The sequence below is a fragment of the Ensifer sp. 22460 genome, assembly GCF_052044935.1.
Classification (GTDB): Bacteria; Pseudomonadota; Alphaproteobacteria; order Rhizobiales; family Rhizobiaceae; genus Ensifer.
Window position 1 is genome coordinate 145,207 of sequence record NZ_JBQENZ010000014.1, and the last position, 24,083, is coordinate 169,289.

General features: G+C 61.6%; 23 protein-coding genes and 1 tRNA gene. 8 read left to right on the forward strand and 16 right to left on the reverse strand.

The genetic code is table 11. The features are described 5' to 3' along the window. Positions 1-47: 47 nt before the first annotated feature. From ACTJKM_RS18850 to rfbF, 4 genes are all read right to left on the reverse strand, one after another. Positions 48-464, reverse strand: coding sequence for a hypothetical protein (locus tag ACTJKM_RS18850; RefSeq protein ID WP_440637753.1), 417 nt, complete (start codon positions 462-464; stop codon positions 48-50). 495 nt (positions 465-959) lie between these two features. Then, positions 960-2,192, reverse strand: a complete 1,233-nt coding sequence (locus ACTJKM_RS18855; protein WP_057249095.1) for a class I SAM-dependent methyltransferase — start codon at positions 2,190-2,192, stop codon at positions 960-962. Positions 2,193-2,200: 8 nt separating this feature from the next. Then, positions 2,201-3,268, reverse strand: coding sequence for a CDP-glucose 4,6-dehydratase (rfbG, locus tag ACTJKM_RS18860; protein ID WP_057249096.1), 1,068 nt, complete (start codon positions 3,266-3,268; stop codon positions 2,201-2,203). Further along, positions 3,265-4,032: a glucose-1-phosphate cytidylyltransferase gene (rfbF, locus tag ACTJKM_RS18865; protein ID WP_057249097.1), complete on the reverse strand. Its 768-nt coding sequence runs from the start codon at positions 4,030-4,032 to the stop codon at positions 3,265-3,267. Before rfbF ends, rfbG begins: the two co-directional genes overlap by 4 nt. Before the next feature lie 207 nt (positions 4,033-4,239). On the opposite strand from rfbF, the gene ACTJKM_RS18870 reads away from it, so the two are divergent. Next, a complete protein-coding gene (locus ACTJKM_RS18870; protein WP_058326432.1) occupies positions 4,240-5,100 on the forward strand; it encodes a glycosyltransferase family 2 protein in 861 nt (286 codons plus the stop codon). Positions 5,101-5,109: 9 nt separating this feature from the next. Here the strand turns inward: ACTJKM_RS18870 and ACTJKM_RS18875 are convergent, their stop codons facing one another. The 7 genes from ACTJKM_RS18875 to ACTJKM_RS18905 all read right to left on the reverse strand — a co-directional run bounded on the left by ACTJKM_RS18875 (position 5,110) and on the right by ACTJKM_RS18905 (position 11,088). Continuing rightward, positions 5,110-6,222 (reverse strand): DegT/DnrJ/EryC1/StrS family aminotransferase, encoded by a 1,113-nt coding sequence (locus ACTJKM_RS18875; protein WP_057249099.1) that lies wholly within the window; start codon positions 6,220-6,222, stop codon positions 5,110-5,112. 15 nt (positions 6,223-6,237) lie between these two features. Further along, positions 6,238-6,948, reverse strand: a complete 711-nt coding sequence (locus ACTJKM_RS18880; RefSeq protein WP_058326431.1) for a metallophosphoesterase family protein — start codon at positions 6,946-6,948, stop codon at positions 6,238-6,240. Next, a complete protein-coding gene (locus ACTJKM_RS18885) occupies positions 6,945-7,940 on the reverse strand; it encodes an ATP-grasp domain-containing protein (RefSeq protein ID WP_058326430.1) in 996 nt (331 codons plus the stop codon). Before ACTJKM_RS18885 ends, ACTJKM_RS18880 begins: the two co-directional genes overlap by 4 nt. Further along, entirely contained in the window at positions 7,940-8,815 is an 876-nt protein-coding gene (locus ACTJKM_RS18890) for an NAD-dependent epimerase/dehydratase family protein (RefSeq protein ID WP_057249102.1), read from the reverse strand. The genes ACTJKM_RS18885 and ACTJKM_RS18890 overlap by 1 nt, the downstream gene beginning before the upstream one ends. Then, positions 8,812-9,537, reverse strand: a complete 726-nt coding sequence (locus ACTJKM_RS18895; RefSeq protein WP_057249103.1) for a class I SAM-dependent methyltransferase — start codon at positions 9,535-9,537, stop codon at positions 8,812-8,814. The genes ACTJKM_RS18890 and ACTJKM_RS18895 overlap by 4 nt, the downstream gene beginning before the upstream one ends. Next, entirely contained in the window at positions 9,534-10,250 is a 717-nt protein-coding gene (locus ACTJKM_RS18900) for a WbqC family protein (RefSeq protein ID WP_058326429.1), read from the reverse strand. Before ACTJKM_RS18900 ends, ACTJKM_RS18895 begins: the two co-directional genes overlap by 4 nt. Positions 10,251-10,335: 85 nt before the next feature. After that, positions 10,336-11,088 (reverse strand): cephalosporin hydroxylase family protein, encoded by a 753-nt coding sequence (locus ACTJKM_RS18905; RefSeq protein ID WP_058326428.1) that lies wholly within the window; start codon positions 11,086-11,088, stop codon positions 10,336-10,338. 172 nt (positions 11,089-11,260) lie between these two features. Here ACTJKM_RS18905 and rfbC point away from each other — a divergent pair, with 172 nt between their 5' ends. The 5 genes from rfbC (at position 11,261) to ACTJKM_RS18930 (ending at position 14,646) form a co-directional block, all read left to right on the forward strand. Further along, positions 11,261-11,806 (forward strand): dTDP-4-dehydrorhamnose 3,5-epimerase, encoded by a 546-nt coding sequence (rfbC, locus tag ACTJKM_RS18910; RefSeq protein ID WP_058326427.1) that lies wholly within the window; start codon positions 11,261-11,263, stop codon positions 11,804-11,806. Between the two features lie 85 nt (positions 11,807-11,891). After that, the gene (locus ACTJKM_RS18915) at positions 11,892-12,362 is read left to right on the forward strand and encodes an aminoacyl-tRNA deacylase (RefSeq protein WP_057249136.1); all 471 of its coding nucleotides are present in this window, start codon (positions 11,892-11,894) and stop codon (positions 12,360-12,362) included. Positions 12,363-12,436: 74 nt separating this feature from the next. Continuing rightward, on the forward strand, positions 12,437-12,907 hold the full coding sequence (locus ACTJKM_RS18920; protein WP_306341285.1) for a hypothetical protein: 471 nt from the start codon (positions 12,437-12,439) through the stop codon (positions 12,905-12,907). A gap of 510 nt (positions 12,908-13,417) precedes the next feature. Continuing rightward, on the forward strand, positions 13,418-14,095 hold the full coding sequence (locus tag ACTJKM_RS18925; RefSeq protein ID WP_058326426.1) for a L,D-transpeptidase: 678 nt from the start codon (positions 13,418-13,420) through the stop codon (positions 14,093-14,095). Beyond that, positions 14,092-14,646, forward strand: a complete 555-nt coding sequence (locus tag ACTJKM_RS18930; RefSeq protein ID WP_058326425.1) for an OmpA family protein — start codon at positions 14,092-14,094, stop codon at positions 14,644-14,646. The genes ACTJKM_RS18925 and ACTJKM_RS18930 overlap by 4 nt, the downstream gene beginning before the upstream one ends. A gap of 523 nt (positions 14,647-15,169) precedes the next feature. Here the strand turns inward: ACTJKM_RS18930 and ACTJKM_RS18935 are convergent. The 5 genes from ACTJKM_RS18935 to xylF all read right to left on the reverse strand — a co-directional run bounded on the left by ACTJKM_RS18935 (position 15,170) and on the right by xylF (position 19,952). Continuing rightward, the gene (locus ACTJKM_RS18935) at positions 15,170-15,865 is read right to left on the reverse strand and encodes an alpha/beta fold hydrolase (protein WP_058326424.1); all 696 of its coding nucleotides are present in this window, start codon (positions 15,863-15,865) and stop codon (positions 15,170-15,172) included. A 424-nt stretch (positions 15,866-16,289) separates the two neighbouring features. Then, positions 16,290-16,366: transfer RNA gene (locus ACTJKM_RS18940), tRNA-Arg, on the reverse strand. 197 nt (positions 16,367-16,563) lie between these two features. Continuing rightward, the gene (locus ACTJKM_RS18945; protein WP_034793927.1) at positions 16,564-17,349 is read right to left on the reverse strand and encodes an ATP-binding cassette domain-containing protein; all 786 of its coding nucleotides are present in this window, start codon (positions 17,347-17,349) and stop codon (positions 16,564-16,566) included. 12 nt (positions 17,350-17,361) lie between these two features. Further along, positions 17,362-18,687 carry a sugar ABC transporter permease gene (locus ACTJKM_RS18950; RefSeq protein WP_058326423.1) on the reverse strand — a complete coding sequence of 442 codons (1,326 nt, stop codon included), beginning with the start codon at positions 18,685-18,687 and terminating at the stop codon, positions 17,362-17,364. 227 nt (positions 18,688-18,914) lie between these two features. Then, entirely contained in the window at positions 18,915-19,952 is a 1,038-nt protein-coding gene (xylF, locus tag ACTJKM_RS18955; protein WP_057249110.1) for a D-xylose ABC transporter substrate-binding protein, read from the reverse strand. 347 nt (positions 19,953-20,299) lie between these two features. Between xylF and ACTJKM_RS18960 the strand changes: the two genes are divergently transcribed. After that, on the forward strand, positions 20,300-21,514 hold the full coding sequence (locus ACTJKM_RS18960; protein ID WP_057249111.1) for an ROK family transcriptional regulator: 1,215 nt from the start codon (positions 20,300-20,302) through the stop codon (positions 21,512-21,514). A 130-nt stretch (positions 21,515-21,644) separates the two neighbouring features. Further along, complete coding sequence (locus tag ACTJKM_RS18965; RefSeq protein ID WP_058326422.1) at positions 21,645-24,005, forward strand: bifunctional diguanylate cyclase/phosphodiesterase; 2,361 nt, start codon at positions 21,645-21,647, stop codon at positions 24,003-24,005. Positions 24,006-24,083: the final 78 nt, after the last annotated feature.

The window sequence follows — 24,083 nt, forward strand, 5'->3', positions numbered from 1 at the left end:
CCTTTATCGGGTACGATTGAAGGAAACATGCAGTAGAGCCGGCACGTTTACGCGCTTTGCCGCCAGATCGAGGCCGAGTCGGTGATCACCTTCCGGATGCGGCGCTGTTCGCGCCATTCCCGTCCGATGTCCTTGATGACCGGGCGGGCCTCAGGCGAGAAGATGTAGTTCCGGCACCGGGCGACGTAGGTTTCCATTGCCGGATTTACGCCGGAATAGAACTGCTTCTCGGGGTCACGAGAAAAATCCATCAGCCCGGCGCAATGGTGCGCAAAGCCGCCGCGAAGGATGGAGGGAGACGTTGTGAATTTCGGGAAGGTGCGAAACAGCGGGATCTTGATCCCGAGGAAACGCGCATACTCGTTTCGCCGGTGGAAGTGACCCTTGCGGCGGATATCCCAGTTCTGGTCCGCCGTATGGAATGACACCTGGGTGATCGCCGGATCGGCAAAGGGTGCCAGCAATTCCTCTCCCATGTCCCTCAGGGCAATCGTCTTCCAGATGGAAGACCCAGTCGGCGCTGGTCGACGACCAGAGTCTCGCGACAGCCGCGCAGAAGCCGGGGTTCTCCGGTTGGAAGACGATGCCGTCGGGGAAGTGGCTGCGGAAGATCTCCACGCAAGTGCTGTGATCCTCGGGCGATCCGAAGATCGGATCAAGGTTGAGATAGGCGCCGCGCAGCTCGAGCCTGAGAAAGATCCTGTCCCGGAAGCTGGCCAGCGTCTGGGCAAGCAGGTCCGGTCGCCGGGTGGCGACAAGGCATAGGTCAATAGTGGACATTGCACCTCCTTAGGGTGCTAATTTGCAACTGTTGGAACCCACGCCATCGCCGAATTTCAATCTGAACACGTCAAATTTGGGGCAGACCAACCCCAGGCGATATACATTATGGATTTTCGCTGCTTGGTGTGGGGTCCGGGCGGAAGCATGTCCACATTTTCTCCGCCCGGCGCCGGGAATCAGAAGATTTTCAGCTCCGGAATTGCAACGACGAACTGTCCGTCCCAGTCGCGGATTGCGGCATTGTCCGCAACGATTTCCGTGGTCAGGTTCCACGGCAGGATGACGAGATAATCGGGCTTCGCAACCTGCAGGTGGGCCGGTGCGTGCACCGGGATATGGGTGCCCGGCAACAGCTTGCCCTGCTTCAGATCGTTGCGGTCGACCGCGAAGGCAATGTCGCCCGGCTTTACGCCGCAGACATTGAGGAAAGTGTTTCCCTTGGCGGCGGCGCCATAGGCGGCCACCGTCTTGCCTTCGGCCTTGGCACGCGCCAGGAACTCTTGAAATCCTTTGCAGACGGCGGCGATCCGGTCGTCGAAGGCAGCGTAGGTTTCCATCCGCATCAGGCCGGCTGCGGCTTCCTTCTCGCGGACAGCTGCTAGCCTTTCGGTCGCTTCGCGCGCACCGGAGGCCAGTTGAGCAAAGACCCGCAGCGAACCGCCGTGGGTCGCGAGTTCCTCGACGTCGAAGACCTTCAGGCCGGCGTTTGCGAAGATCCGTTCGACGGCGGCCAGCGACAGGTAGGAATAGTGTTCGTGGTAGATCGTGTCGAACTGCACGCCTTCCATGAGACGCAACAGATGCGGAAACTCGAACGTCGCCACGCCATCGGGTTTCAGCAGGATGGCGAAGCCGCCGACGAAATCCGCGATATCGGGCACATGGGCCAGCACGTTGTTGGCGGCGGTCAGGTCGGCGCGGATGCCGCGATTGACGAGCGCCGTCGCGGTTTCGCGGCCGAAGAAGGCCACCTCGGTCGGAACGTTGCGGTCTTCGGCGATCCGTGCCGCATTGGCGGCGGGCTCGACGCCGAGCACGGGCACGCCCTTGGCGACGAAATATTGCAGCAGGTAGCCGTCATTCGAGGCGATCTCAACCACCTGTGACGCGTTGCCGAGTCCGAAGCGCTCGGTCATGGTCTCGGCGTAACGGCGGGCGTGCTCCAGCCAACTGGTCGAGAACGACGAGAGATAGGCGTAACCGTCGGTGAAGATCTCGTCGGCCGGCACGGTCTCCGTTGTCTGCACCAGCAGGCATTCGGAGCAGACCATGGCCTTCAGAGGAAACGAGCGTTCGCGCGCGATTGCTTCCTCTGTCGGCTCCAGGAACGAATTCGACCAGGGCGTCGATCCCAGGTCGGCGACGACGGTCGTGAGCGGCGTCGAACAGAAACGGCAGTTGTGGGGCATCGAAGTCGTTAGCCTCTCATGAAAGCGTCGATTTGGCCGAGCGTCAGGTCGCGGGCGGAGCCGCCGCGACGCCAGCCGTCATACCAGTGCGCGGTCCAGGCGATCGCCTGATCCTGCGAGAGCCGCGCGGTCCAGGACAAGGCCTTCAGCGCAAGGGCCGGATCGAGGCCGAGCGTCTGCATTTCGCGGGGCCGATCCTCAGACGAACTGTCGCGCCATCCTGTCTGCAGACCCATGGCGATCTGGATTGCGCCGGCGACATCGCGCACGGGGATCTGCCGTTCTGCGGGGGAGGGGCCGAAATTCAGTGCTGCAACATCGGTTTGGCCCTCGTGCAGCGCTTCGGCATAGACGAAGTAACCGTTGAGGCAATCGAGCACGTGCTGCCAGGGCCGGGTCGCCATGGGGCTGCGGATATCGAGCATCTCGCCCGATAGTGCAGCTCGGACGATATCGGGGACCAATCGGTCGACGGAGAAGTCGCCACCGCCCAGCACATTGCCGCCGCGGGCGGTCGCGACCCGGATGCCGCGCTCGCGCAGGAACGAATCCCGCCAGGTCGAAACGACCAGTTCGCAGGCAGCCTTCGAGCCGGAGTAGGGGTCATGGCCGCCGAGTGCGGCCTCTTCCGGAAAATGCCGGCCGCTTTCGTCGTTGCGGTAGACCTTGTCGGTGGTCACGACGACGATCGTTCTGAGCGCGGGCGCCGTGCGGGCCGCCTCCAGCAGGCGCACCGTGCCCATGACGTTGACATCGAAGGTCTCGGCCGGTGTCCGGTAGCTTTCGCGCACCAGCGGCTGGGCCGCCATATGCAGGATGATTTCCGGGTCGAACTGGCGGATGGCCGTCGCAAGCGTATCGCCGTCGCGGATATCGCTCAGATGTTCGCCTGCGGTTTCGCTTGGCCCGAGCAGGGCGTGCAGAGACGGCTCAGCGGCAGGCGGCAAGGCATAGCCGGCAACGCGGGCGCCCATCTGCGCCAGCCAGAGCCGCGCCCAGCTTCCCTTGAAGCCGGTGTGGCCCGTCAGAAGCACGCGTTTGCCGGCCCAGAAGGCGGGGTTGGCAAGCCGGCTCATGACCAGACTTTCCAGGGCGCCGAACCGTGTTGCCAGAGTTCTTCGAGCTGGTTCTTGTCGCGCAGCGTGTCCATCGGTCGCCAGAAACCGTCATGCGGGAAGGCCATCAACTGGCCGTCACTGGCCAGGCCTTCGAGCGGCGTGGTTTCGAACGAGGTGTGGTCGCCCTCGATGCGATCGAGCACGGACCGGTTGAGGACGAAGAAGCCGCCATTGATGCGGTTGTTGTCGCCGGCGGGCTTCTCGATGAAGCTCTGAACCCGCCCGTCGCTGACGGCAAGCGCGCCGTAACGCCCCGGCGGAACGACGCTGGTCACGGTCGCTTCGCGGCCGTGGCTGCGATGGAAATCGGTAAGCGCCTTGATGTTCACGTCGGCAACGCCATCGCCGTAAGTGAGGCAGAAGGTATCGCCCAGGTGATCGGCGACGCGCTTCAGGCGCCCGCCGGTCATTGAGTCCGTGCCGGTGTCGACGAGCGTCACGCGCCACGGCTCGGCCTTGTTGGAATGGAAGAGTGTCTCGCCGGTCGCCATGTCATAGGTGACGTCGGAAGAGTGCAGGATGTAGTTGGAGAAGTATTCCTTGATCATGTAGCCGCGGTAGCCGAGGCAGATCACGAAATCCGAAAAGCCGTAGTGGCTATAGATCTTCATGATGTGCCAGAGGATCGGCCGCCCGCCGATTTCGATCATCGGCTTGGGTCTCAGATGGCTCTCTTCCGAGATGCGCGTGCCGTAACCACCGGCGAGTATGACGACTTTCATGCAGCTACCTCACAGTGACGCGCGTACAGCGCGCGACGCATTCCTCCCGTTGAGATAACCCATGCTACCTTGCGCGTGGATCGCTCGTGCGATGTTGACAATCCAGGCGATCGAATTATCACAGCCGGAAACGCGACTTTCGGGGCGGACGCGCACGGTTCATTGCACGATTTGCCGGCTCAATCAATTGCCGGGAAGGATACGGAAATGGCGCGGGTGGGTATCGGGCTGCCAACGTATAACGGCGCGGATTTCATCGCTGAGTGCCTCGCCTGCCTTCGGGACCAAACGTTCGAGGATTTTGAGGTCTTCATCTCGGACAACGGATCGACCGACGGCACCTCCGACATCTGCGCGGATTTCGTGAAGACCGACACGCGGTTTCGGCATGTATTCTACCGTGAGACGGTTTCGGCAACTGAGAACTTCCACAGAGCGCACGCTATGAGCAGCGCTCCTTATTTCTGCTGGCGTGCCGACGATGACCTTGCCGATCCGAACCACATTGCCGGTCTCGTCGCGGCGTTGGACAGGGAGCCGCATGCCTCGCTTGCCGTTTCGCCGGTGTTGAGGATAGTAGAGCTGCCGGAGCGGATCGAGCGACTTTACGGCCTGCCGTCTCAGCTATCGGGGGAGCGAGCGCTGCGCATTCGCGACATCCTTCTCGGCTGCCACCCGAGCTGGTTCTACGGCCTATGGCGCAGAGAGGCCACAGGCGTGGCCCTGCGGCGTCTTCCCGACTACGGGTTCGCGTGGGCTGCGGACCATCTCGCGCTGCTGCCTGCGATTTTCGACAATGCGGTCGCCCTGTCACAGGAAGGGCGTTTCATTCAGCGCATCAAGCGCCAGGCCGACTACCACCTGCCGCCGCTAGACCTGCTGGAAGCGCGCAGGCGCTACAAACGAATTGCACTTGAGATGATTGCAGAACGACAATGGTCGGCCGCCGAGCTGAAGGCGATGAAGCGCGCGCTTGAGCTGCACATGGACCTCCGGGTCGCCCCCTGGTTCAAGACGCACAAACGGGCGCTCAGGCAGAAATTCCGGTCTGCCTTATCGCTTCGCTGAGTTCTGCCATCAATGTGCTGCGCAGTCGCGCAGGACCTGCACGACCCGGCCGATCTCGTCAGACGTCATGTCGTGATAGCTCGGCAAATTGATCGCCCGGCCGGGAAGGTCATAGGCAACGGTGTTTGCCGACACACCTTCGAAGGGCGGCAGCGAGCTCAGCGGCCAGAAGAAGACGCGGGCGTCGATGTTTTCGGCGGCGAAAGCACCCTGAAGCTTCTCGCGCGTGACGTCGGTTTCCGGCGCGAAGACGACCGTCGGCATCCAGAAGCCGTTCTTCGTGTCTTCCGGTTCCGGATTCATGGAGATGGAGTTCACGCCCGCGAGCTGTTCCCTGTAGGCGTAGAAGATCTCGCGCTTGCGCTCGACCAGTTCGTTGACGCGTTCGATCTGCGCCAGGCCGACGGCCGCCTGAAGGTTCGACATCTTGTACTTGAACCCGACTTCGTCCGGCCAGAACTGTTTCTTTTGTCCGCGTGCCCGGCCGTGATTGGAAAGGGTCAGCACCTTTTCATAGAGCTTGCTGTCGCTGGTGACGAACATGCCGCCTTCGCCCGTCGTCATGGTCTTGGTGCCGTGGAAGGAAAATGCGCCGAAGGCGCCGAGCGAACCGGCCTTGCGTCCGCGCCATTCCGATCCGAGTGCTTCGGCTGCGTCTTCGACAACGGGGATGTTGTGCCGCGTGCCGATTTCGAGCAGGCGGTCCATGTCGCAGAGATTGCCGTAGATATGCACGGCCATGATCGCCTTGGTCTTCGGCGTGATGGCCGCTTCGGCCTTGTCAGGGTCGATGCACCAGCTGTCGGCGAGCACATCGACGAAGACCGGTTTTGCTCCGAGGTGGACGATCGGGGCGGCGGATGCGGTCCAGTTCGTGTCAGCCAGGATGACTTCATCACCCGGCCCGACGCCGAGAGCGGCAAGGCCCATGTGCAGCGCGCCGGTGCAGCTCGATGTCGAAATCGCATGGGTGACATCGAGATGTGCGGCAAAGGCAGACTCGAAGCGATTGATGTAATCGTAGCAGCGCTCGCCCCAGCCGTTCGCCGCTGCATCGGTGGCATAGGCGACTTCGCGTTCGGTGATTGAGGGCTTGGTGTAGAGAATGCGAGGTTTCGTCATGTGGGTCGCCTGTGCTCAAGCCGATCGGTCGTTGGTTGCGTCTGCGGCAACGATCTTGTCAATCCGGCCGCCGATCTGCGCGCCGAGATAGAGGTTTTCGTAAAAGCGCTCCGGGAAGCCCGCCTGCCGCATGTGGTGGGCCGTCCTGTCGATGTCGTAGGCGACACGGTGGAGTTCGATGCCTGCCGGCGAGAGCGTCGCAAAGGCGGCGCGCGGGTCGCCGTCGCGCGGTTGCCCGACCGAGCCGGGATTGCAGAAGACCTTGCCGCCGATCTCCAGGCGCACCTGCACATGGGTGTGTCCGGCAAAAAGCCGTTCGCAGCCGTCGGGAAACTGCGCCTCCGAAACCTTGTAGAGATATTCGTCGATCGGATCCTGCCAGCTGCCGTGAACGAAATAGGTCGATCCATCGACGACGTAGGTTTGCGATCCGGCGAGCCAGGCGCGTTGATCGGCCGAAATGATGCCTCTCTGGTACTCGATGATGTCATTGACCATCTTCGATCGCGGGCAGCCTTCTCCGCTGACGATGTAATAATCGTGATTGCCCAGGATGTTTGCGATGCCGCGTGCTTTCAGCACGTCTACGCACTCGCCCGGCTGAGCGTAGTATCCGACGACGTCACCCAGCGACAGGATCGAGCTGCAGCCGAGTTCGTCGATGCGTGCGAGCACCGCCTCGAGTGCGGGAAGGTTGCCATGAATATCGGAAATGATGGCGATCATAGAACCACCAGGTCCTCGGAGTAGCGCCAGGCCCGGCCCGTCTTGATCTCCGGTGCTTCGGGTTTTCTCCCGTAAACGTAGTAGTCGAGCGCCATCGCCGCCTCGTTGTAGCCGAAGGCGGCACGCAGTGAGGTACTGCTCGAGAAGCGAGGATTGATTTCGAGCAGGTAGGGGATCGTGCCTTCCAGCCGGAACTGATAGTTCGTCGGTCCGAGCGGCTTGAAGTGTTGCGATAGCCTGCGCACGGCCTCGGTCAGGAGCGGCTCGTCGACGACTTCGGCATATTGGGTATTGCCGGCGACGGACAGCTTGCGCTTGAAGACGATCGGCGGCAGCGTCGTGCCATCACCAAATCCGAACGCGCCGACCGTGTATTCCTGGTCGTTGCTGCCCACAAATTTCTGGATGAGGAAATCGTCCGCGCTCTTCAGGGTCCAATAATCGAAATCGGCCGCGTCCCGCAGGAGTGCTATTCCCCGGGAGCCGTTGCCGCGACGGGGCTTCAGCAGCAGCGGCAAGGGGCCGAGCTCGCGGGTGCAAGCTTCCAGGCTGCGGCTAAGCGTGCTCGGAATGGCCGGAAGGTCCGCTTGCAGCAGTGCCTCGCCCATGTCCCATTTGTCCTGCGCCAGCGCGATCAGCGGCGAGCTGTTCAAGACGACGCGCGTCTCGGTCGCCTCGAAGCGTGCACGGTTGTCATTGAAGAACAGGACATCGAGTTCCAGGCCGGGTAGCGCCAGTGCGACGTTTTCTCGCCGAAGCAGTTCCAGCCAGAACTCCAGATATACGGGAGAGGTCTCATCGCATGATGGCTTGGCGACGAAGTCGTCGCAGAAGTGTCGACCGATGCCATTGGCATCACGATCGATGCCGATGATACGGATCGGTGCTTCCAATCGGCGGAGCGACGCGACGATACCCTGGCCGATGATTGCGCCTACCGCAGTCACCACGACCGTAATCGGCTGTTTCGATTGCTTTGTGTCGTCGTGCATTACTTGACGTCCATCGGGCCGAATGCTTCGGCGGTTCCGGCTGATTTGATCATGGCAATCCCGTCTCGCATCGTGATCAGAGGCGGCATGCCCAACTCGGCCAGTGTTTCCGCACCATCAGGAAAATTCACCTTCCGAAAGGGAGCCTTCTCCGCCGCGATCACGACATTGCCCCCGAGCCCAAAGGTTTCATAGGCGATTTCAGCGATCCTGTCGCAGGTCATCGCCTCCGTGTGAACCGCATTGCAAACACCGGATATGCCCGTTTCGGCCGCGCGGATCATCATATCTGCCGCGTCCTGCACGTGCAGGAAGTTGCGCACACCATGGGAAGCAGGCATGCGAAGGTCGAGCCCACGGGACGCGTAGGCGATGATACGCCCCATCCACGGCTGGTGGGCGCAGCAGCGGCCCTCCACGTCATAAAGCTGCGAGAAGCGAAGGCTGCAGAAGCGAAAGCCCAGTTTCTGCGAGCTCCATTCCAGCATTTGCTCTGCCAGTTGCTTGGTGAGTCCGTAGGATGTCAGGGGTGCCGCATCCAGCGTCGCGTCCGAGGAAAGCGATCCGGCGTATATGACCGCCCTGGTCTGCAGCCGTTTGGCGAGCTCGGCGACGTGAAGCGCGCTTGCGGCATTTGCCGCAAAGTTTTGCTGTGTCCCCGATGGACCGTCGTCGGCGAAGCTCGCTGCACAATGGAACAGCACGTCCGCGGTCAGGCCATCCGGTGCCTTTGCCGAGCCGCCTTCGATGTCGAAGAAGATGTCATCTGTCTTCGCCCGGCCGACACTGATGGTCTCGACGCCCATGTTCCGCAGGCGCGCGACAAGCTGGCCCCCCAACATCGAGCGCGTGCCGATGATGGCGGCGGTCTTCATGCCAGTTCTGCTTCCATCAACAGGCCGACGCAAAGATCGGGGAACTCAATGCCGACCTTGAGCATGGCATGCAGATTGGCCTCGAAATCGGGCAGCGTCTGCAACACGGGCAATGGCAAAGGCTTCAGATAGATGCCTTCCTCGTGCACCACGCGGAAGCCATGATTTTCGAGTTCGGCGCGGAAAGTGTCCCGGCAATATTGGCGCTTGTGGCCGAGCGCCAGATCGTTGGCGTTCAGGCTGTAGATGTCGTCGATCTTGCCGAGTTCCACGCCCAGTCGTCTGTTCAACGACTTGGCATTCGGCACCGCGGCGAACAGACGGCCATTGGGTTTCAGGAAGCGCCGGAACCGGTCGAGGACGAGGCCCGGATCGTCGACATGCTCGAGAACGAAACCCATGATGATGACGTCGAAGCGCTCTTCCGTTTCGAAGTCTTCGAAATAGGAGAAGACGATCTCGCCGGAAAAGTCCGGGCTGTTCTTCTTGAAAAGATCAATGACGAACTGCGAGCCTTCCACGATTACGTGGCGGTCGCAGACCTTGTTGAAAAGGTGAGGGGTGTAGCCGTGGCCAATTCCAAGATCGAGCAGCGATTGGCATTTGCCAAAGCGTTCGACCATGCGCTGCGGATACCAGTTGAGAATGAGATTGTTCTCGATCGATGTGACTGCGTTTGGAAGATATTCCGACGCCACGTTATCCAGGTTCTCGGATTTCACTTGGTAAACTCCCTCCAATCGACAGTTCCGGAATGCACGACACTTGCGCCCTTGGTACCGCAATTGGCGACGAGGTCCAATGCCGTCACATAAGGGGTGAACTCTCCGTGCATCTGCGGGTAGGGTGTGCGTTCGTAGTTCATGTACTGAACCGATATTCCGTTGCGATTGAAGAGATCGTGATCGAGATAGTTCCGTGCGCCGTGGCCGGTGATATAAACCGTCCCTTCGAGATGCGCAGCGATGTCGTATACTCTCTCGCTGCTCGCACCGCCAATGGTCAGCGTGTCCGACGAGACGAACTTCGGTCTGTCCAGATTGAAGTAGGCAGCAAGCGCGAGCATGGAATTGCGTGCAACATCCGCAATCGTCGATGCGTCCTTTGCGAACACATCGTCGACCAGTTCCAGCATATCCTTGGCGAAGGGGGCCTTCATATAGGCCTGCCGGAGGATATCGCGGTGGCGGGCCCGCCAGTCGTCTCGATTGTCGATCAGCACTTCATCGATCCGCTGCCCCATGCGAAGGTCTTTCAAGGGCACGGTCAGCCAGCGGACGCCGTTCTGGGTCTTGATCTGTACGCGGTTTGTGAAGCTGCCGCGCGAGAACTGCACATCGTCGTAGTGGACGAACACGTCCGCCAGTTTGATCTGCTCCAGCATCCCAACCCAAGGAAAGTACATGGATTGTGAGATGACAATATTCCGAGTCATCCGGTACTTGCCTAGTGTTCGTGTTTTCGCGATCGAGAGTTGGCGAGCGGCACGAAGGCCTGGTCGAGCCGCTCTTTTCGTGCCCCTACTTTTCGATGCAGCGCAGATAGCCGCGCGGCGAGCTTGAAAGAACAAGCTTGCCGTTCAGGGCCTCATCGGTCTCGAAGCGGGTCGTTTCTTCCATGTACGCCTTGAGCGCCGCGTAGGGCTCGTCGCCGGCGCGCCAGATTTTCGAGCGCTTGGTGGGCGTTTGCGAAGAGTCGGCCCATCCAAGAACCGTATCCGCCACCACCATGTACTGGCCTTCGGTGACCAGCGGGCCATAGGTGCGCAGTTCATCCAGCACGTGGTCGCGGCTGTGGTCGCTGTCGAGCACGACCATGACCGAGGCGCCCTCAGGAATTTCCGCCTTCACCTTCGCCAGCGTCTCGGCGGTCGTCGACGGACCTTCAATCAGCGTAATGCGCGAGGACATCGGATGCTTTTCGATCGAATCCCGATTGTGCGCGCGGATGTCGATATCGACGCCGATGACCTTGCCCTTGCCGATCAGTTGCAGCATCGCGGCCATGAAGATCACCGAACCGCCGCGGGCGACGCCCGTTTCGATGATGACGTCCGGCTTGGTGTTCCAGATCACTTCCTGGGTCGCCATGACATCGGCCGGCATCTGGATGATCGGCACGCCCATGAACGACCAGAGATAGGCATAGTCGTATTTGTCGAGCGTCACCAATGTCTCGAGCGACTGGCGAAAGGCGTCCTCGTCCTTGCCGAGCGCGAGCGACATTTCCTTCTTGTGAGCCTCGAATGCGAGACGATCGTCTGCTGCTGCCATAACTGCTACCCTTTATTCGGATACGCCGCAGGTCACGATTCGCGATCTTGCAGCCTCGTCGATTCGTAACGCTTTCCTGTGAACGCTTTCATGTCGACAATTGCAAATACGGTCAAGGCCGGTTTCTTAAGGGGGGAAAGCGGGGGCGCCTCGCTCACTCGTGGAAGTTTCAATGTCGCGTTTTGACCGTATTCCTACACCCCTGTCGGGTCTCGTTGTTGTCGAACGCCAGCGCTTTGGCGACGATCGCGGCTTCTTTTCACGTTTCTTCTGCCGTGAGGAACTCGCCGATTTTGGCGCCGGCGGCTCTATTGCCCAGATCAATCATACGCTTACGCGGGTGGCAGGCACGGTTCGCGGCATGCATTTCCAGCGCGCGCCGCATGACGAGACGAAATTTGTCTCCTGTCTCGCGGGCAAAATCTTCGATGTCGCCGTCGATATGCGGCCGGACTCTCCGACCTATCTTCAGTGGCATGGCGAGGTGCTGAGCGCCGAGAACGGCCGGTCGATGATGATCCCCGGTGGTTTCGCGCATGGATTCCAGACGCTTTCCGCTGATTGTGAGCTGATTTATTTGCACGACAAACCCTATGCGCCCGACGCCGAGGGCGGGCTCAATGCCCTGGATCCGCGGCTCGCGATCGCCTGGCCGCTGCCGGTCGCCCAGATGTCGGCGCGTGACCAGGCCTTTGCTATGCTGAAGGACGAGCGCTGATCGTCGGTCCCGTCCGTCGTTGACTTCGTGGTGGATGGGAGGACAATAACCTTTCCGCGCCACCACGGAAGAAGGGGTGTCGACGATGACGATCGCCAGAAAACTACAAGACTATATCGATGGTGCGGGTGTCGCCTATGACACCGTCGCCCATCACCGCACAGCCACCACCAGCCAGACGGCGAGAGCGGCACATGTGCCCGGCAGCAGGCTTGCCAAGTCCGTGGTCGTCCACCACGAGATGGGGTACGTGCTTGCCGTTGTGCCGAGCACGCACCGGGTTGAGCTCTCCACCTTGCAGGACGTGATGGACCGGCGCCTCGGTCTCGCTTCGGAAGAGGAAGTCTGCAACCTCTTCGCCGATTGCGATATCGGCGCGGTGCCGCCGATCGGCTCGGCCTATGACGTGCCGGTGTTGCTCGACGAAAGTCTGGGCGACGTAAACGACGTCTACTTCGAGGGCGGCGACCACAGGACGCTGGTGCACATGAGCGGATCGAACTTCCGCAACCTGATGAAGGGTGCGCAGATCGCCCGCTTCAGCCACCCGGCCTGACGGCCGCTCAGAGAATATGCCAAGCCGGCGGTTCGCCGGCGGCCGCCTTCGCGCGCCGTTCTCTTGGGTCGGAGATGACAGCCCACCTGCGGTCGAACATTGCCGAGTTCGAATGCAGCCTGTCGGGCTTGTCAAAGCGGGGGCTTGGCGTCACCATCCTTTTCGACGGACACCTTATCTATACCGGGTTGGGGGGATCGATGGTGCGCATACGCTCTACGAATATGTCCAAGTCTCTGACACTGCTGCTGGTTGCGGCCAGCGCTCCAGCTTTCGGATCCGTTGCCCTCGCGGAGGGCAATCTGTTCGATCAGTTTCCGTTCGCTGTCGCCTGCGAATACAAGGGCACGCAGCATGCCTTTTACCTGTCGAAGGTAACGGCCGATGGCACGGCGACCTACTTGGCCTCGGACAACTTCGCCGGGACGATTACCCTGGGCGGAGGGGCAAAGGCCGTGGGCACCGAACAGGGCGGAAGCTGCCTCGGCAAGACGGTCGAAGAGCTGAGAGAATCGGGCCAGGCGCGGGACATCAGGGCCAACTAAAGCGCGTCGCGATCTTTCAGATTCGCTCCTTGCGCTTTAAGTTTTTGATATTTCGCGTGTCGTTATCGCAAAACCGCTGCGCACTTTTGCGCGACAGGCTTTAGGACCGCGCTCGCCAACGAGCCTGTTGCAGGTGACATGATCGACAACCGCTGCCTTGGTTCCCAAGATGCCGCGAGGGTATGTTCGCCCAATTGTCGTCACCCAATGTTGTGAAATTCGACAATAACCAATGTGCCATTGTTGCGACTACTGAGAAGAGCCAATCGATTATGGCGCTTCGCAAGCGTCACTTGCCGGTGTTGCTCACGGGGGCGATCGATCCGGCGATAGACCCTATCCCCTAGACCTGCAGAGCAGGCAAAATCGCGTGATAGTCTGCAACTATCGGCGAAACGCTTCTTGCAAAACAGTCATTGAAAGAATCGGTGCCTGATAATTTTCCGTTGTGGCAAATGAAAAATCTGATTTACTGCGGCTCGCTGCTTGGCTTTTCGGGGGATATTGCCGATGGAATGCACCCGCAGGGATATTATGCTTGGTGGTTTGGCGCTGCTTAGCGCCGGCGCAGCGCAGAAACCGGCCTTCGCTGCCGCGACGTCCTATTTTTCCGGCACCGCAGTCGACAATGGCGTGACCTACCGAAGCACGAATTTCGCCAAGATCGACAGGAAATGGCAGCGTCAGGTCGTCAAGTATTTCAGCACCGAGCCGATCGGCACGGTCGTCGTCGATACCAGGCACCATTTTCTCTACCTGATCATGGAGAACAAGACGGCCATCCGCTATGGCGTCGGCGTCGGGCGTGAGGGCTTCAAATGGTATGGCCGCGCTACGATTGATCGCAAATCGCTCTGGCCGCGCTGGACACCGCCACCGGAAATGCGCGAGCGTCACCCCGAACTGCCTGAGTTCGTCGAGGGAGGCTCGCCGAAGAACCCGCTTGGCCCGCGCGCCATGTACCTGCTTCGTGATGGCGTCGATACCGGCTACCGCTTCCACGGTACGCTGGAGCCGGGCAGCATCGGCAAGGATGCCTCCAGCGGATGCATCCGCATGTTCAACGAGGACGCGATCGATCTTTATCAGCGCTGCCCCATCGGCACCGCCGTGCAAGTCCTGCCGCACATTGCCGACAAGGCCCCCGAGGTCAGCCAAGCAACCCCGGTCGCAACCCAGGTCGAATGAGGAATACCACCCTGATGCCCGCTATGCCCGGATATACGAGGCTGCTCTCCGCTGCGGCCATTCTGCTGACGCTGACCGCCTGCAACACCACCGAGATTGCCGCGGTCGAAGAACCGACCGTGGTGCCGATGACCGGAAAAACCGACGATCCGGCGCCCGGCTTCGAGACTGTCTCGGCCGGCAGCGAAGAGGATTTCATCCTCAATGTCGGCCGCCGGACCTATTTCACCCAGGACTCGGCCACGCTCGATCCCGTCGCCAAGGCAACCTTGGACAAGCAGGCCATCTGGCTCAACAGCAACCCGCGCTGGCTCGTCAAGCTGCAGGGCTTTTCCGACGACAGCGGCTCCGCATCGAAGATGGCGACGTTGTCGCAGCAGCGCGCCGATGCAGCGATGGCCTATCTCGCCTCGAAGGGCGTGGACCCAAACCGCATGTGGGCCAAGGGGTATGGAAACGACCGCGAGGTGCGCGACTGCACGGAGCGCTCCTGCAAGGTACAGAACCGCCGCGTCGTCTCCAATCTGCGCACGGAGCGCGACGCGATTTGATCGCGCGTCGCCTCGGCGTCTCTTGGCCAGCCGAAATCGGACCCTTCGCGTTCATGGCAGAGGCTTGAGGAACAGGTGGGCCGTTCGCTATTGAACGGCAGTTGCCTGCGACCAGACCACCATCCATTGCCCGTCTCTGCATTCATACGTGTCCGTGTGCCAGTAGGCACTGAGCGGCACTTTGTGCCCGCCGAAGATCACTTCAAGCTGCGCGCAATAGCGGATCACGGCGAGTCTCCGTGCACCCGCACGGCGATCGTTTCGGGCTCCCAATGCAGGTAGTTGATGTTTCCGACTGCGATCGACACAGCGTCGCGATACCCCTTCAACGAAGTCCGCCGTAGGTGATCGTACCCGTTGCGTCCCAGTATTCGCACGCGGCGGGAACGTCGCCTTGCCGATGCGTGCGCGAGACTAACCTCGCCAGCCTCACCATCGATCCAGTCGCCAACAGCGCCGTCATTCGACGGCGCCCGCTTGACTGGTCCAGAGCGTATCAATCGAACGGAACGGCAGGCAGACATTATCCGGCCGATTGCTGCACCCTGTCGGCGGCCTCGCGGATCACCTCGTAGACGCGGCGGGGTTGAGACAGCATCGGGACGTGGCTAGAGGCCAGTTCCGTCACCTTTGCATTCATGCGCTTGGCGAGGAAGCGTTGCAGGTCGGGCTGAACTGTCCGGTCTTCGGTACCGACGATGTAGTATGTCGGCTTTGTTTTCCACGCCGCACCCGGAACGGGTTGATCGAACAGGTCTGCCAGTGGCCCCATCTGCGTGGCCCAGACGAGCCTCTGTTCTGCTTCAGGCAGATCGCCGGCGAATTCCGGGATCCCCGAAGGACGAAGAAACAGCCGGCCGTCCGCCACCTCGATATGCTGAAAGACGGGGGCCTGGGGGAATTTTGTCTGGTCGGCCGCCGTCGTTTCACCGTTCTCCGGCGCCAGCGCGCAGATATAGACGAGCGCCTTGACGCGATCATCGGTGCCCGAAGCGGTGATGACGGTACCTCCATAGGAATGTCCGACCAGAACAACCGGACCGCGCACACGGCCCAGCGACGTGCGAACTGCCGCGGCGTCGTCGGCGACGGTATTCAAGTGGTTTTGCGTCGCGATCACTTCGTAGCCGTCGGCAACCAGCAGTTCGATGACCTTGCTGAAACAGGATCCGTCGGCCCAGAGGCCATGTGCGAAGACAATGCTGGGTTTGTTGGGCATGCCACACCTCCAGGGGAAGCAACTTTCCCGAACGACATCCGTATGTTCGGCCGGCGGGTCAGGAAAGGGCGGACGAACTTCCTGCTGGAAGTTCGGTCGGCGAGTTTAAGCCGCTGCCGGTGTTTTTCAAACTTGCTATTTCGGGCGAAGCGCGTCTTTCGCCTGCGGCGAGCCCTACAGCGCCACGCGTCTTATTAGACGCGCAAAGGTCGCTGTAGCACTTTGAATTGCTGCATGTTTTTGTCCTTCAATCGGCTACGATTAAAGGAAACATGCAGTAGGCCCTTGAATAGAACAGGCGCGAAGCGTTCAAGAAGAGCAGAGTAACGCCCTTCGCCGCCAAACATCGCCTTTCATGCGACAACGAATTTTGTCAGATGGCCTGCGCGTAGCCGATCGCGAGAAGTCGTAAATTCGGCAAAAATGGCGCACCCGACAGGATTCGAACCTGTGACCTTTGGAATCGGAATCCAACACTCTATCCAGCTGAGCTACGGGTGCATCCGTTGGCGGCAGGGCCGCCGAAGCAGGCTGTGAGCGGTTCATAGCTTAGCTTGCGCGCCGCATCAATGGTGAAAAGGCGGAGTTCGCAGGGGAATTTGCGGTTGTTGCTGAAAATGCAACCGCGCGCCCTGTCTCTGCCGGTTGACAATAAGTGCTCGGCGGCGGGCCGGTTAGGCGCGCCGTCGAGTATTGGTTCATGCCACCTGCATGGCGCCGGGGCCGGGGATCGCTTTCGGCGGTACCTTGCCCATGATGATCATGCCGAGCACCTCGTCCTTGGTGACGTCCTCGGTGCGGGCCTGGCCGACGACCTGGCCGTTCTTCATCACCGAGACGCGGTCGGCGAGGTCGAAGACGTCGTGGATGTCGTGGCTGATCAGGAAGATGCCGATGCCTTCGCGCTTCAGTTGCTTGATGAGGTCGCCGACCTGGGCGGTTTCCTGTGGCCCGAGCGCTGCCGTCGGCTCGTCCATGATCAGGATGCGGGCGTCGAAGAGGATCGCACGTGCGATCGCCACCGATTGCCGCTGGCCACCCGAGAGCGCCTTCACCGGCTCCTTGAAACGCTGGAAGTTGGGATTGAGGCGCCCCATGACTTCGCGGGCCTTGGCCTCCATCGCTACGTCGTCGAGCGTGCCCCAGGGGGTCCTGAGCTCGCGGCCGAGATAGAGGTTGGCGGCGGCGTCGACATTGTCGGCGACGGCGAGGGTCTGGTAGATCGTCTCGATGCCGTATTTCTTGGCGTCGCGCGGGTTGTTGATGTCCGCAGCCTCGCCATTGATCAGGATCTCGCCGGCATCGCGCTTGTAGGCGCCGGAGAGGATCTTGATCAGCGTCGACTTGCCGGCGCCGTTGTGGCCGAGCAGCGCCACGACCTCGCCGGGGTAGAGATCGACGGAGGCGTTGTCCACCGCGTGGATGCCGCCGAAGGAGATGGAAATGTTCTTCATTTCCACGAGCGGAGTGCGTTGGTCTTTCATGGATCGTACTCCTTACTTGGCGCGGGCGCGGTAGATGGTGTCGAGCCAGACGGCGACGACGAGAACCACGCCGACGACGATGCGCTGGAACGGACTGTCGATCCCCAGGAGCACCATGCCCGACTGTAGTGATTGCATGACGAGCGCGCCGATCATGGCGCCGGCGATCGTGCCGACGCCGCCGGCAAGCGAGGTGCCGCCGATGACCGCGGCGGCGATCGTGTAGAGCTCGTCGAGTTCCCCTTGCGCATTGGTCGCCGCATTGAGGCGGGCGGTCGAGATTGCCGCGGCAATGGCGCACAGAATGCCCATCAGCGTGAAGATCTTGACGGTGACCCAGCGCGTCTTGATGCCGGCAAGTTCGGCTGCTTCCGGGTTGCCGCCGAGCGCGAAGACGTAGCGGCCGAAGCGCAGCCGCGTGGCGATGAAGGTCATGACGATGCCGACGGCGATGGCGACGAGAACCGGAATGGCGATGCCGTGCGAGATCTGCAGTCCGCCGTCCGGCCAGGCAATGCCGTTGGCGTCGGCATATTTGCGGGCGATGTTGGTCGGCCAATAGTAGCTGTTGGCGACGGTGATTGCGCCCAGCACCAGGATACAGCCGAGGATCGCCAGGAAGTACTCCGCCCAGACCGGGCGCAGCGGGAAGCGGAAGCGCTTGCGCTGCTTTCGCGAATTGAGGATGGCAGCGACGATGGCAATGCAGGCGAGGATGCCGACGATCCAGCTTGCCGTTGCGCCGATCGAGCCTTCCGTGCCGCCGCCCATCAGGCGGAAGGTGGCGTTCATCGGCGCAACCGTCTGGCCGCTGGTCACGAACCAGGTGGCGCCGCGCCAGACGAGCAGGCCGCCGAGCGTGACGATGAAGGCGGGCACGTTGAGGAAGGCGACGATCGAGCCCTGGAGCGCGCCGATGGCAGCACCGACGGCGATGCCGCTCAACAGCGTGATGATCCAGATGGCCGGATGTTCGAGGCCGAGATACTGCGGCAGGAATTTTACCTGCATGACGCCCATGACCATACCGCAGAAGCCCAGCACGGAGCCGACGGAGAGGTCGATGTTGCGGGTGACGATGATCAGCACCATGCCGGTCGCCATCACGGCGACGGAAGACGTCTGAACCGTCAGGTTCCACAGGTTGCGCGGCGTCAGGAACAGGCCGCCGGTCATGATCTGAAAGCCGATCCAGATGATGACGAGCGCGCCGACCATGCCGAGCAGCCGGGTGTCGATTTCGGTGGCGCGGAAGAAGCGCTTCACCGGGTTTTCGTCCGCTGTGCGGGCGCGGTTTGCTTGTGCGCCCTGCGTATTGCCTTGTGTGATGTCGGCCATGGACGTGCCTTCCCCCACTTTTTGTGTTGATGTCGTCGCGTCAGGTGGCACCAAGAGCCGGGATCGACGCGACAAGTCCGGTGCGACGGCAGAGATCGAGCGTTTTCGTTGAGCTGCGCTGGTTGTGCATCTGGCATTGTCCGCCCGGCACGCACCTTGCGCAAGCGCCGCAACGGGTTGCGTTGCGGCGCTTGTCTGAAGTCAGCGCTCAGTTCTGCTGATGCGGTTTATTTGCAAGCTGCGACGTCGCCCTTGACGCCCTGGCAGGCTTCTTCCTTGGAGATCCAGCCTGCGTCGATCACGACGTTCAGGTTGTCCTTGGTGATCGGCAGCGGTGCGAGGAAGACCGACTGCATGGCCACACCCTTCGGTCCGCCGTTGAAGGTGGTGACGCCGGCGACTTCTTCCATCTTCTTGCCGCCGGCAAGTTCGACGGCGACTTCTGCGGCGCGCTTGCCGAGTTCACGGCTATCCTTCCAGACCGAAACGGTCTGCGTGCCCAAGGCAACGCGGTTCAGCGCCGCCTTGTCGGCGTCCTGGCCGGAGACCGGAACCGAGCCTGCGAGGCCCTGCGCATCGAGGGCTGCGATGGCGCCGCCGGCGGTGCCGTCGTTGGAGGCGACGACCGCATCGACCTTGTTGTCGTTGGCGGTCAGGAACTGCTCCATGTTCTTCTGGGCGTTTTCAGGCTTCCAGCCATCCGTGTAGGCTTCGCCGACATTCTTGATCTTGCCGGCATCGACGGCTTCCTTCAGCACTTCCATCTGTCCGGAGAAGAGGAAGTCGGCGTTCGGGTCAGCCGAAGAACCCTTGATGAAGACGTAGTTGCCTTCCGGCTTCACCTTGAACACTTCGCGGGCCTGCATGCGGCCGACTTCCTTGTTGTCGAAGGTGATGTAGAAGGCGGCCGGGTTTTCGATCAGGCGGTCGTAGCCGACGACCGGGATGCCTTCGGCAGCGGCCTTTTCGATTGCCGGGCCGATGGCGTCGCTGTCCTGGGCAAGCACGATCAGTGCATTGGCGCCCTGGGCGATCAGCGACTCGATGTCGGTCAGCTGCTTGGCGGCCGACGACTGTGCGTCAGCGGAGATGTACTTGTCGCCGGAGGCTTCGAGTGCGGCCTTGATCGCGGCTTCGTCGGTTTTCCAGCGCTCTTCCTGGAAGTTGGACCAGGAAACGCCGACGACCAGGTCTTTTGCCTGGGCCACGGAATGCAGGGAAACGATGACGGCAACACCTGCCATCAGCTTCAAAACGGATTTCATTTCATCCTCCCGAGTGAGGGCCAGCCGAGCGTGCGAACCTCCCGCACCATCCTCCGCCAGCCTTGGAACGCTGTCGTAGATCGTGCCGCTACACCGTGCGGAATTATTTTCTCGACAGTCGAGAAAATGAATGTCATGGATTTTTGAGGCTGTCAACACGGCGTGAATGCGGTGGTTGCGGCATCAACAAGGTGCTTAGCGAGCGGTCGCGTCCGTTGTTTCTCGGCCGCCGATAAAATCCGTGCCACAAGGCTGTCGACAAGGCGTCCGGCGCCTTGTCTTGCCGTTCAACAGATGCTTTGGGAGGGGCATGTGTTCGAAGGATCCGCCACTGACAGGGACGTCTCATGCTGACCAAGTCCAGCACTGAGCTCGTGCGTCAGCAAAACAGCGCGCTGGTCCTTGCGGCGCTCAGGCGCGCCGGCAATCTCTCCCATACGGAAATTTCTGCTGATACGGGGCTTGCCTCGGCGACCGTTTCCGCGATCACGGCGGAGTTGGAAAAGGCGGGGGTGCTCGCCAAGGCCGAGCACCAGGTGCAGGGTGGGCGAGGGCGGCCGCGTGTCCTCTTCACGCCGCGGCGCGACTACGGCCATCTCGTGGTCGTCAGGATCTCCTCCGACATCGTGCAATATTCGCTGATCGATTACGGCGGCACGCTTCTCGACCGCTTCGACGAATCGCGAAACCACGACGAGCGCGGCACGATCCCTTTCGCTCGCGCATTCGTGGACGCGCTCGAACGTCTGCTGCAGCGCTCAAGGCTGGAGCGGGATCGCGTGCTCGCCGTTTCGATCAGCAGCAAGGGGCTGGTCGACAGCGACACGGCGCGGCTTTTGTGGTCGCCGGTCTTCGGTCGGGAAGAGCTGGATTTCGCTGCACTGCTTGCGCCGCAATGGCGCGCGAAAGTCATGCTCAGCAATGAGACTCTGCTGGTCGCGCAGGCGCTTGCAGCACAAGCCGAACGCAAACCGGAAGGTGGGTTCAGGGCGCTTGCGGCGATCTCTCTCGGCCACAGCATCGGCCTTGGCGTTGCCCGCAAGAGCCAGAGCGGCGAGATGGATGTCAGCGCGCCGAATTTCGGCCACATGCTGCACGCGCCGTCAGCGGGCCTCTGCCGTTGCGGCGCCTATGGCTGCATCGAGGCGGCAGCCGGTTTCTATGGGATTCTGCGTGCCGCCTTCGAGGTGCCGGCGGATACCATCCCCGCCAAGTTCGTTCCCGTCGCCGAGCTCGACAAGATCGCGGCCAGCGCGCGGCAGGGACATCGCATGGCCGGCTACGCGTTCCGCCAGGCGGGCATTGCGCTCGGCAACGGCATCTCGCGCATGCTGAGCCTCTACGAGCGCATGCCTGTCCACGTCACCGGGCCCGGCATCCGATACTTCGATCTCATGCTGCCGGGGATCGAAGAAGGACTTGCCCAGTCCATGCAGGTCCGCCTTCAGGGCGCTCCCGAAATATCGGTCGCGCCCGACGAGCAACGCCTCGTCTTCGAGGGACATCTGGAGCGGGCGCTGGGCGCGATCGACGCCGATATTACCGCCACCGGCGTTTCCTGATGCACGGTTGAAGTGCATCGCCTGACGCAACCTTTTTTTGGGGTTGTATCGAAGGTGAGCACCTCTAGTAATGCAATTTACAGTTATTTAGCGACTCCTTGTCAATGTGGCTGTGACGCGGGAGACACTCATGTTTTCAGTGATTGCATGCATACGTGATGACCATGACTGGCGCCTTATCGTGGCCGCCGCGATCGTCTGCCTGGCGGGCAGTGTCGCAACGATGTTGCTGCTGCTGCGCGCCCGGCGAAGCGAAGGTAGCCAGCGCAGCCTCTGGATCGCGGCCAGCGGTTTTGCCTGCGGTGTCGGTGTCTGGTCGACGCATTTCATCGCCATGCTGGCCTATGATGGTGGTGTGCCGGTTGCTTACGGCCTCTGGGGCACCGCTCTGTCGGTGGTCGTCGCCATAGCCGCGTCGTGGGTCGCCTTTGCAATCGGCCTCGGTGGTGGTTCACGTCTCTCGATGTCCTGCGGTGGCTTCGTGCTTGGCGCCGGCGTCGCGGCGATGCATTTCACCGGCATGCAGGCGATCGAGATCCACGGGCACATAAGCTACGATCCGCAAGCGACTGTTTCGGCGCTCGTCGTGGGAACGCTGCTGGCGGGTGCCGCGCTTCATGCTTTTCATGCCTTGCGCAGCATGCGGCGGCTGGTCGTCTCCTCCTTGCTGCTGGTGCTGGCAATCTGCACCATGCACTTCACGTCGATGAGCGGCGTGACGCTCATGCCGGAGGCCAATGTGGCTGTCGCCGGCACCATTCATCCCGCCTGGCTTGCCGGCGGGGTCATCGCAGCCTCCACGACATTGATCGTACTCGCCTTCGGCGCCCTCTTCGTCGATCGGCAACTGACCGATCTCAGAGGGCTCGCCAACGCCTCGCTCGAAGGCATGGCGATCGTTTTCAATGGCGTCATCGTCGAAGCCAACGAGCGCTTCTGTGGCCTCACCGGTCGGACGTTTTCCGATCTGTCCGGGCGCCGCCCGTCGGAGATCTTCGTCTTCGGCGAAGAGGGGCTCGAGGGACACAGGCGCGGGGATGGTCCCGGCGAGATCGATCTTCTCAACGCCGATGGGCGCACCATTCCCGTGGAATTCATGTGCCGGACGATCGAGTATCGTGGCCGCGAATGCGAAGTGATTTTCGTGCGCGACTTGAGGGCACGGAAGGAAGCCGAGCGCACGATCGAGCATCTGGCCCATCATGATGCGCTCACCGACTTGCCGAACCGCGCCTTCTTCGACCGCAGGCTGGCCCAGACGCTGGCGGCGGCCTCTGCGCGGGGCGAAGAGTTGGCAATCCTCTGCCTCGACCTCGACCGCTTCAAGGCAGTCAACGATATCTTCGGCCACGGCGAAGGCGACCGCATCCTGAAGAAGGTTGCCGATATCCTGCGCCAGGCTGCCGGAGAGCACGACACGGTCGCCCGGCTCGGCGGTGACGAGTTCGCAATCATCCACGTGGGCGGCAAGCGGCCGGCGGCGGCGCGCCAATTGACGGACCGCATCCTGGCGCTGTTTGCCGCGGAAATGGACACCAACCGCGATCCGACCGCCGTCGGCGTCAGCATCGGTGCTGCGCTCTATCCGGTCGACGGGCAGACGGCAGATCAATTGCGCAACAATGCCGACACGGCGCTCTACCGCGCCAAGCAGAGCGGCAAGGGCATCGCCTGCTTCTTCGACCGGGGAATGGATGAGGCGGTTCGGACCCGCCGGCAGATCGAAAACGACCTGCGCCATGCGGTGCTTCGCCGCCAGTTCTTTCTCGAGTACCAGCCGCTGGTGGAAGTCCATAGTGACAGGATCATCGGCTACGAGGCACTTCTGCGCTGGAGCCATCCGCAGCGCGGGCTCATCGGCCCTGATGTGTTCATCCCGATCGCGGAGGAAAGCGGCTCGATCATCCAGATCGGCGAGTGGGTGCTGGAACAGGCCTGCACGGAAGCGGCAAAATGGAATGAACCGCTGCCGATTTCCGTCAATATCTCGCCGGTCCAGTTCCTTCTGCCCAATCTCTTCGATCAGGTCGCGAGCATATTGCGTCGGACTGGCCTTGATCCCTGGCGGCTGGAGCTCGAAATCACCGAGGCGGCGCTGATGCACAATCGCGAGGATGTGCTGGCGGTGCTGGTTCGCCTGCGCGTCCTCGGCGTCCGGATCGTCATGGACGACTTCGGCACCGGACATTCTTCGCTGAGCAACCTGCAGACCTTCCCCTTCGACAAGCTGAAGATTGATTGCAGCTTCACCGCTGCCCTCGAAAAGGACCCTTCCGCACAGGCGATCGTCCGCGCCATCATCGCGCTCGGCCACAGCCTCAGGCTCGCGGTCGTGACCGAAGGCGTCGAAACCGAACGGCAGAGGCAGATCCTGGCGGAGGAGGGCTGCCTGCAGATCCAAGGCTATCTCTCCGGCCGACCGGGCGCTGCGCCCAGCACCGGCCGGGAAGCGCCGCGATGGGAGAAGATGCCGGTGTGCGCCGAGGGCTGAGGCACCTGCGCGGATGCCGGTTTGCCAGAGTGGTGGCATGAAAAAAGCCGGGCGTGTGGCGCCCGGCCTTTCCATTTG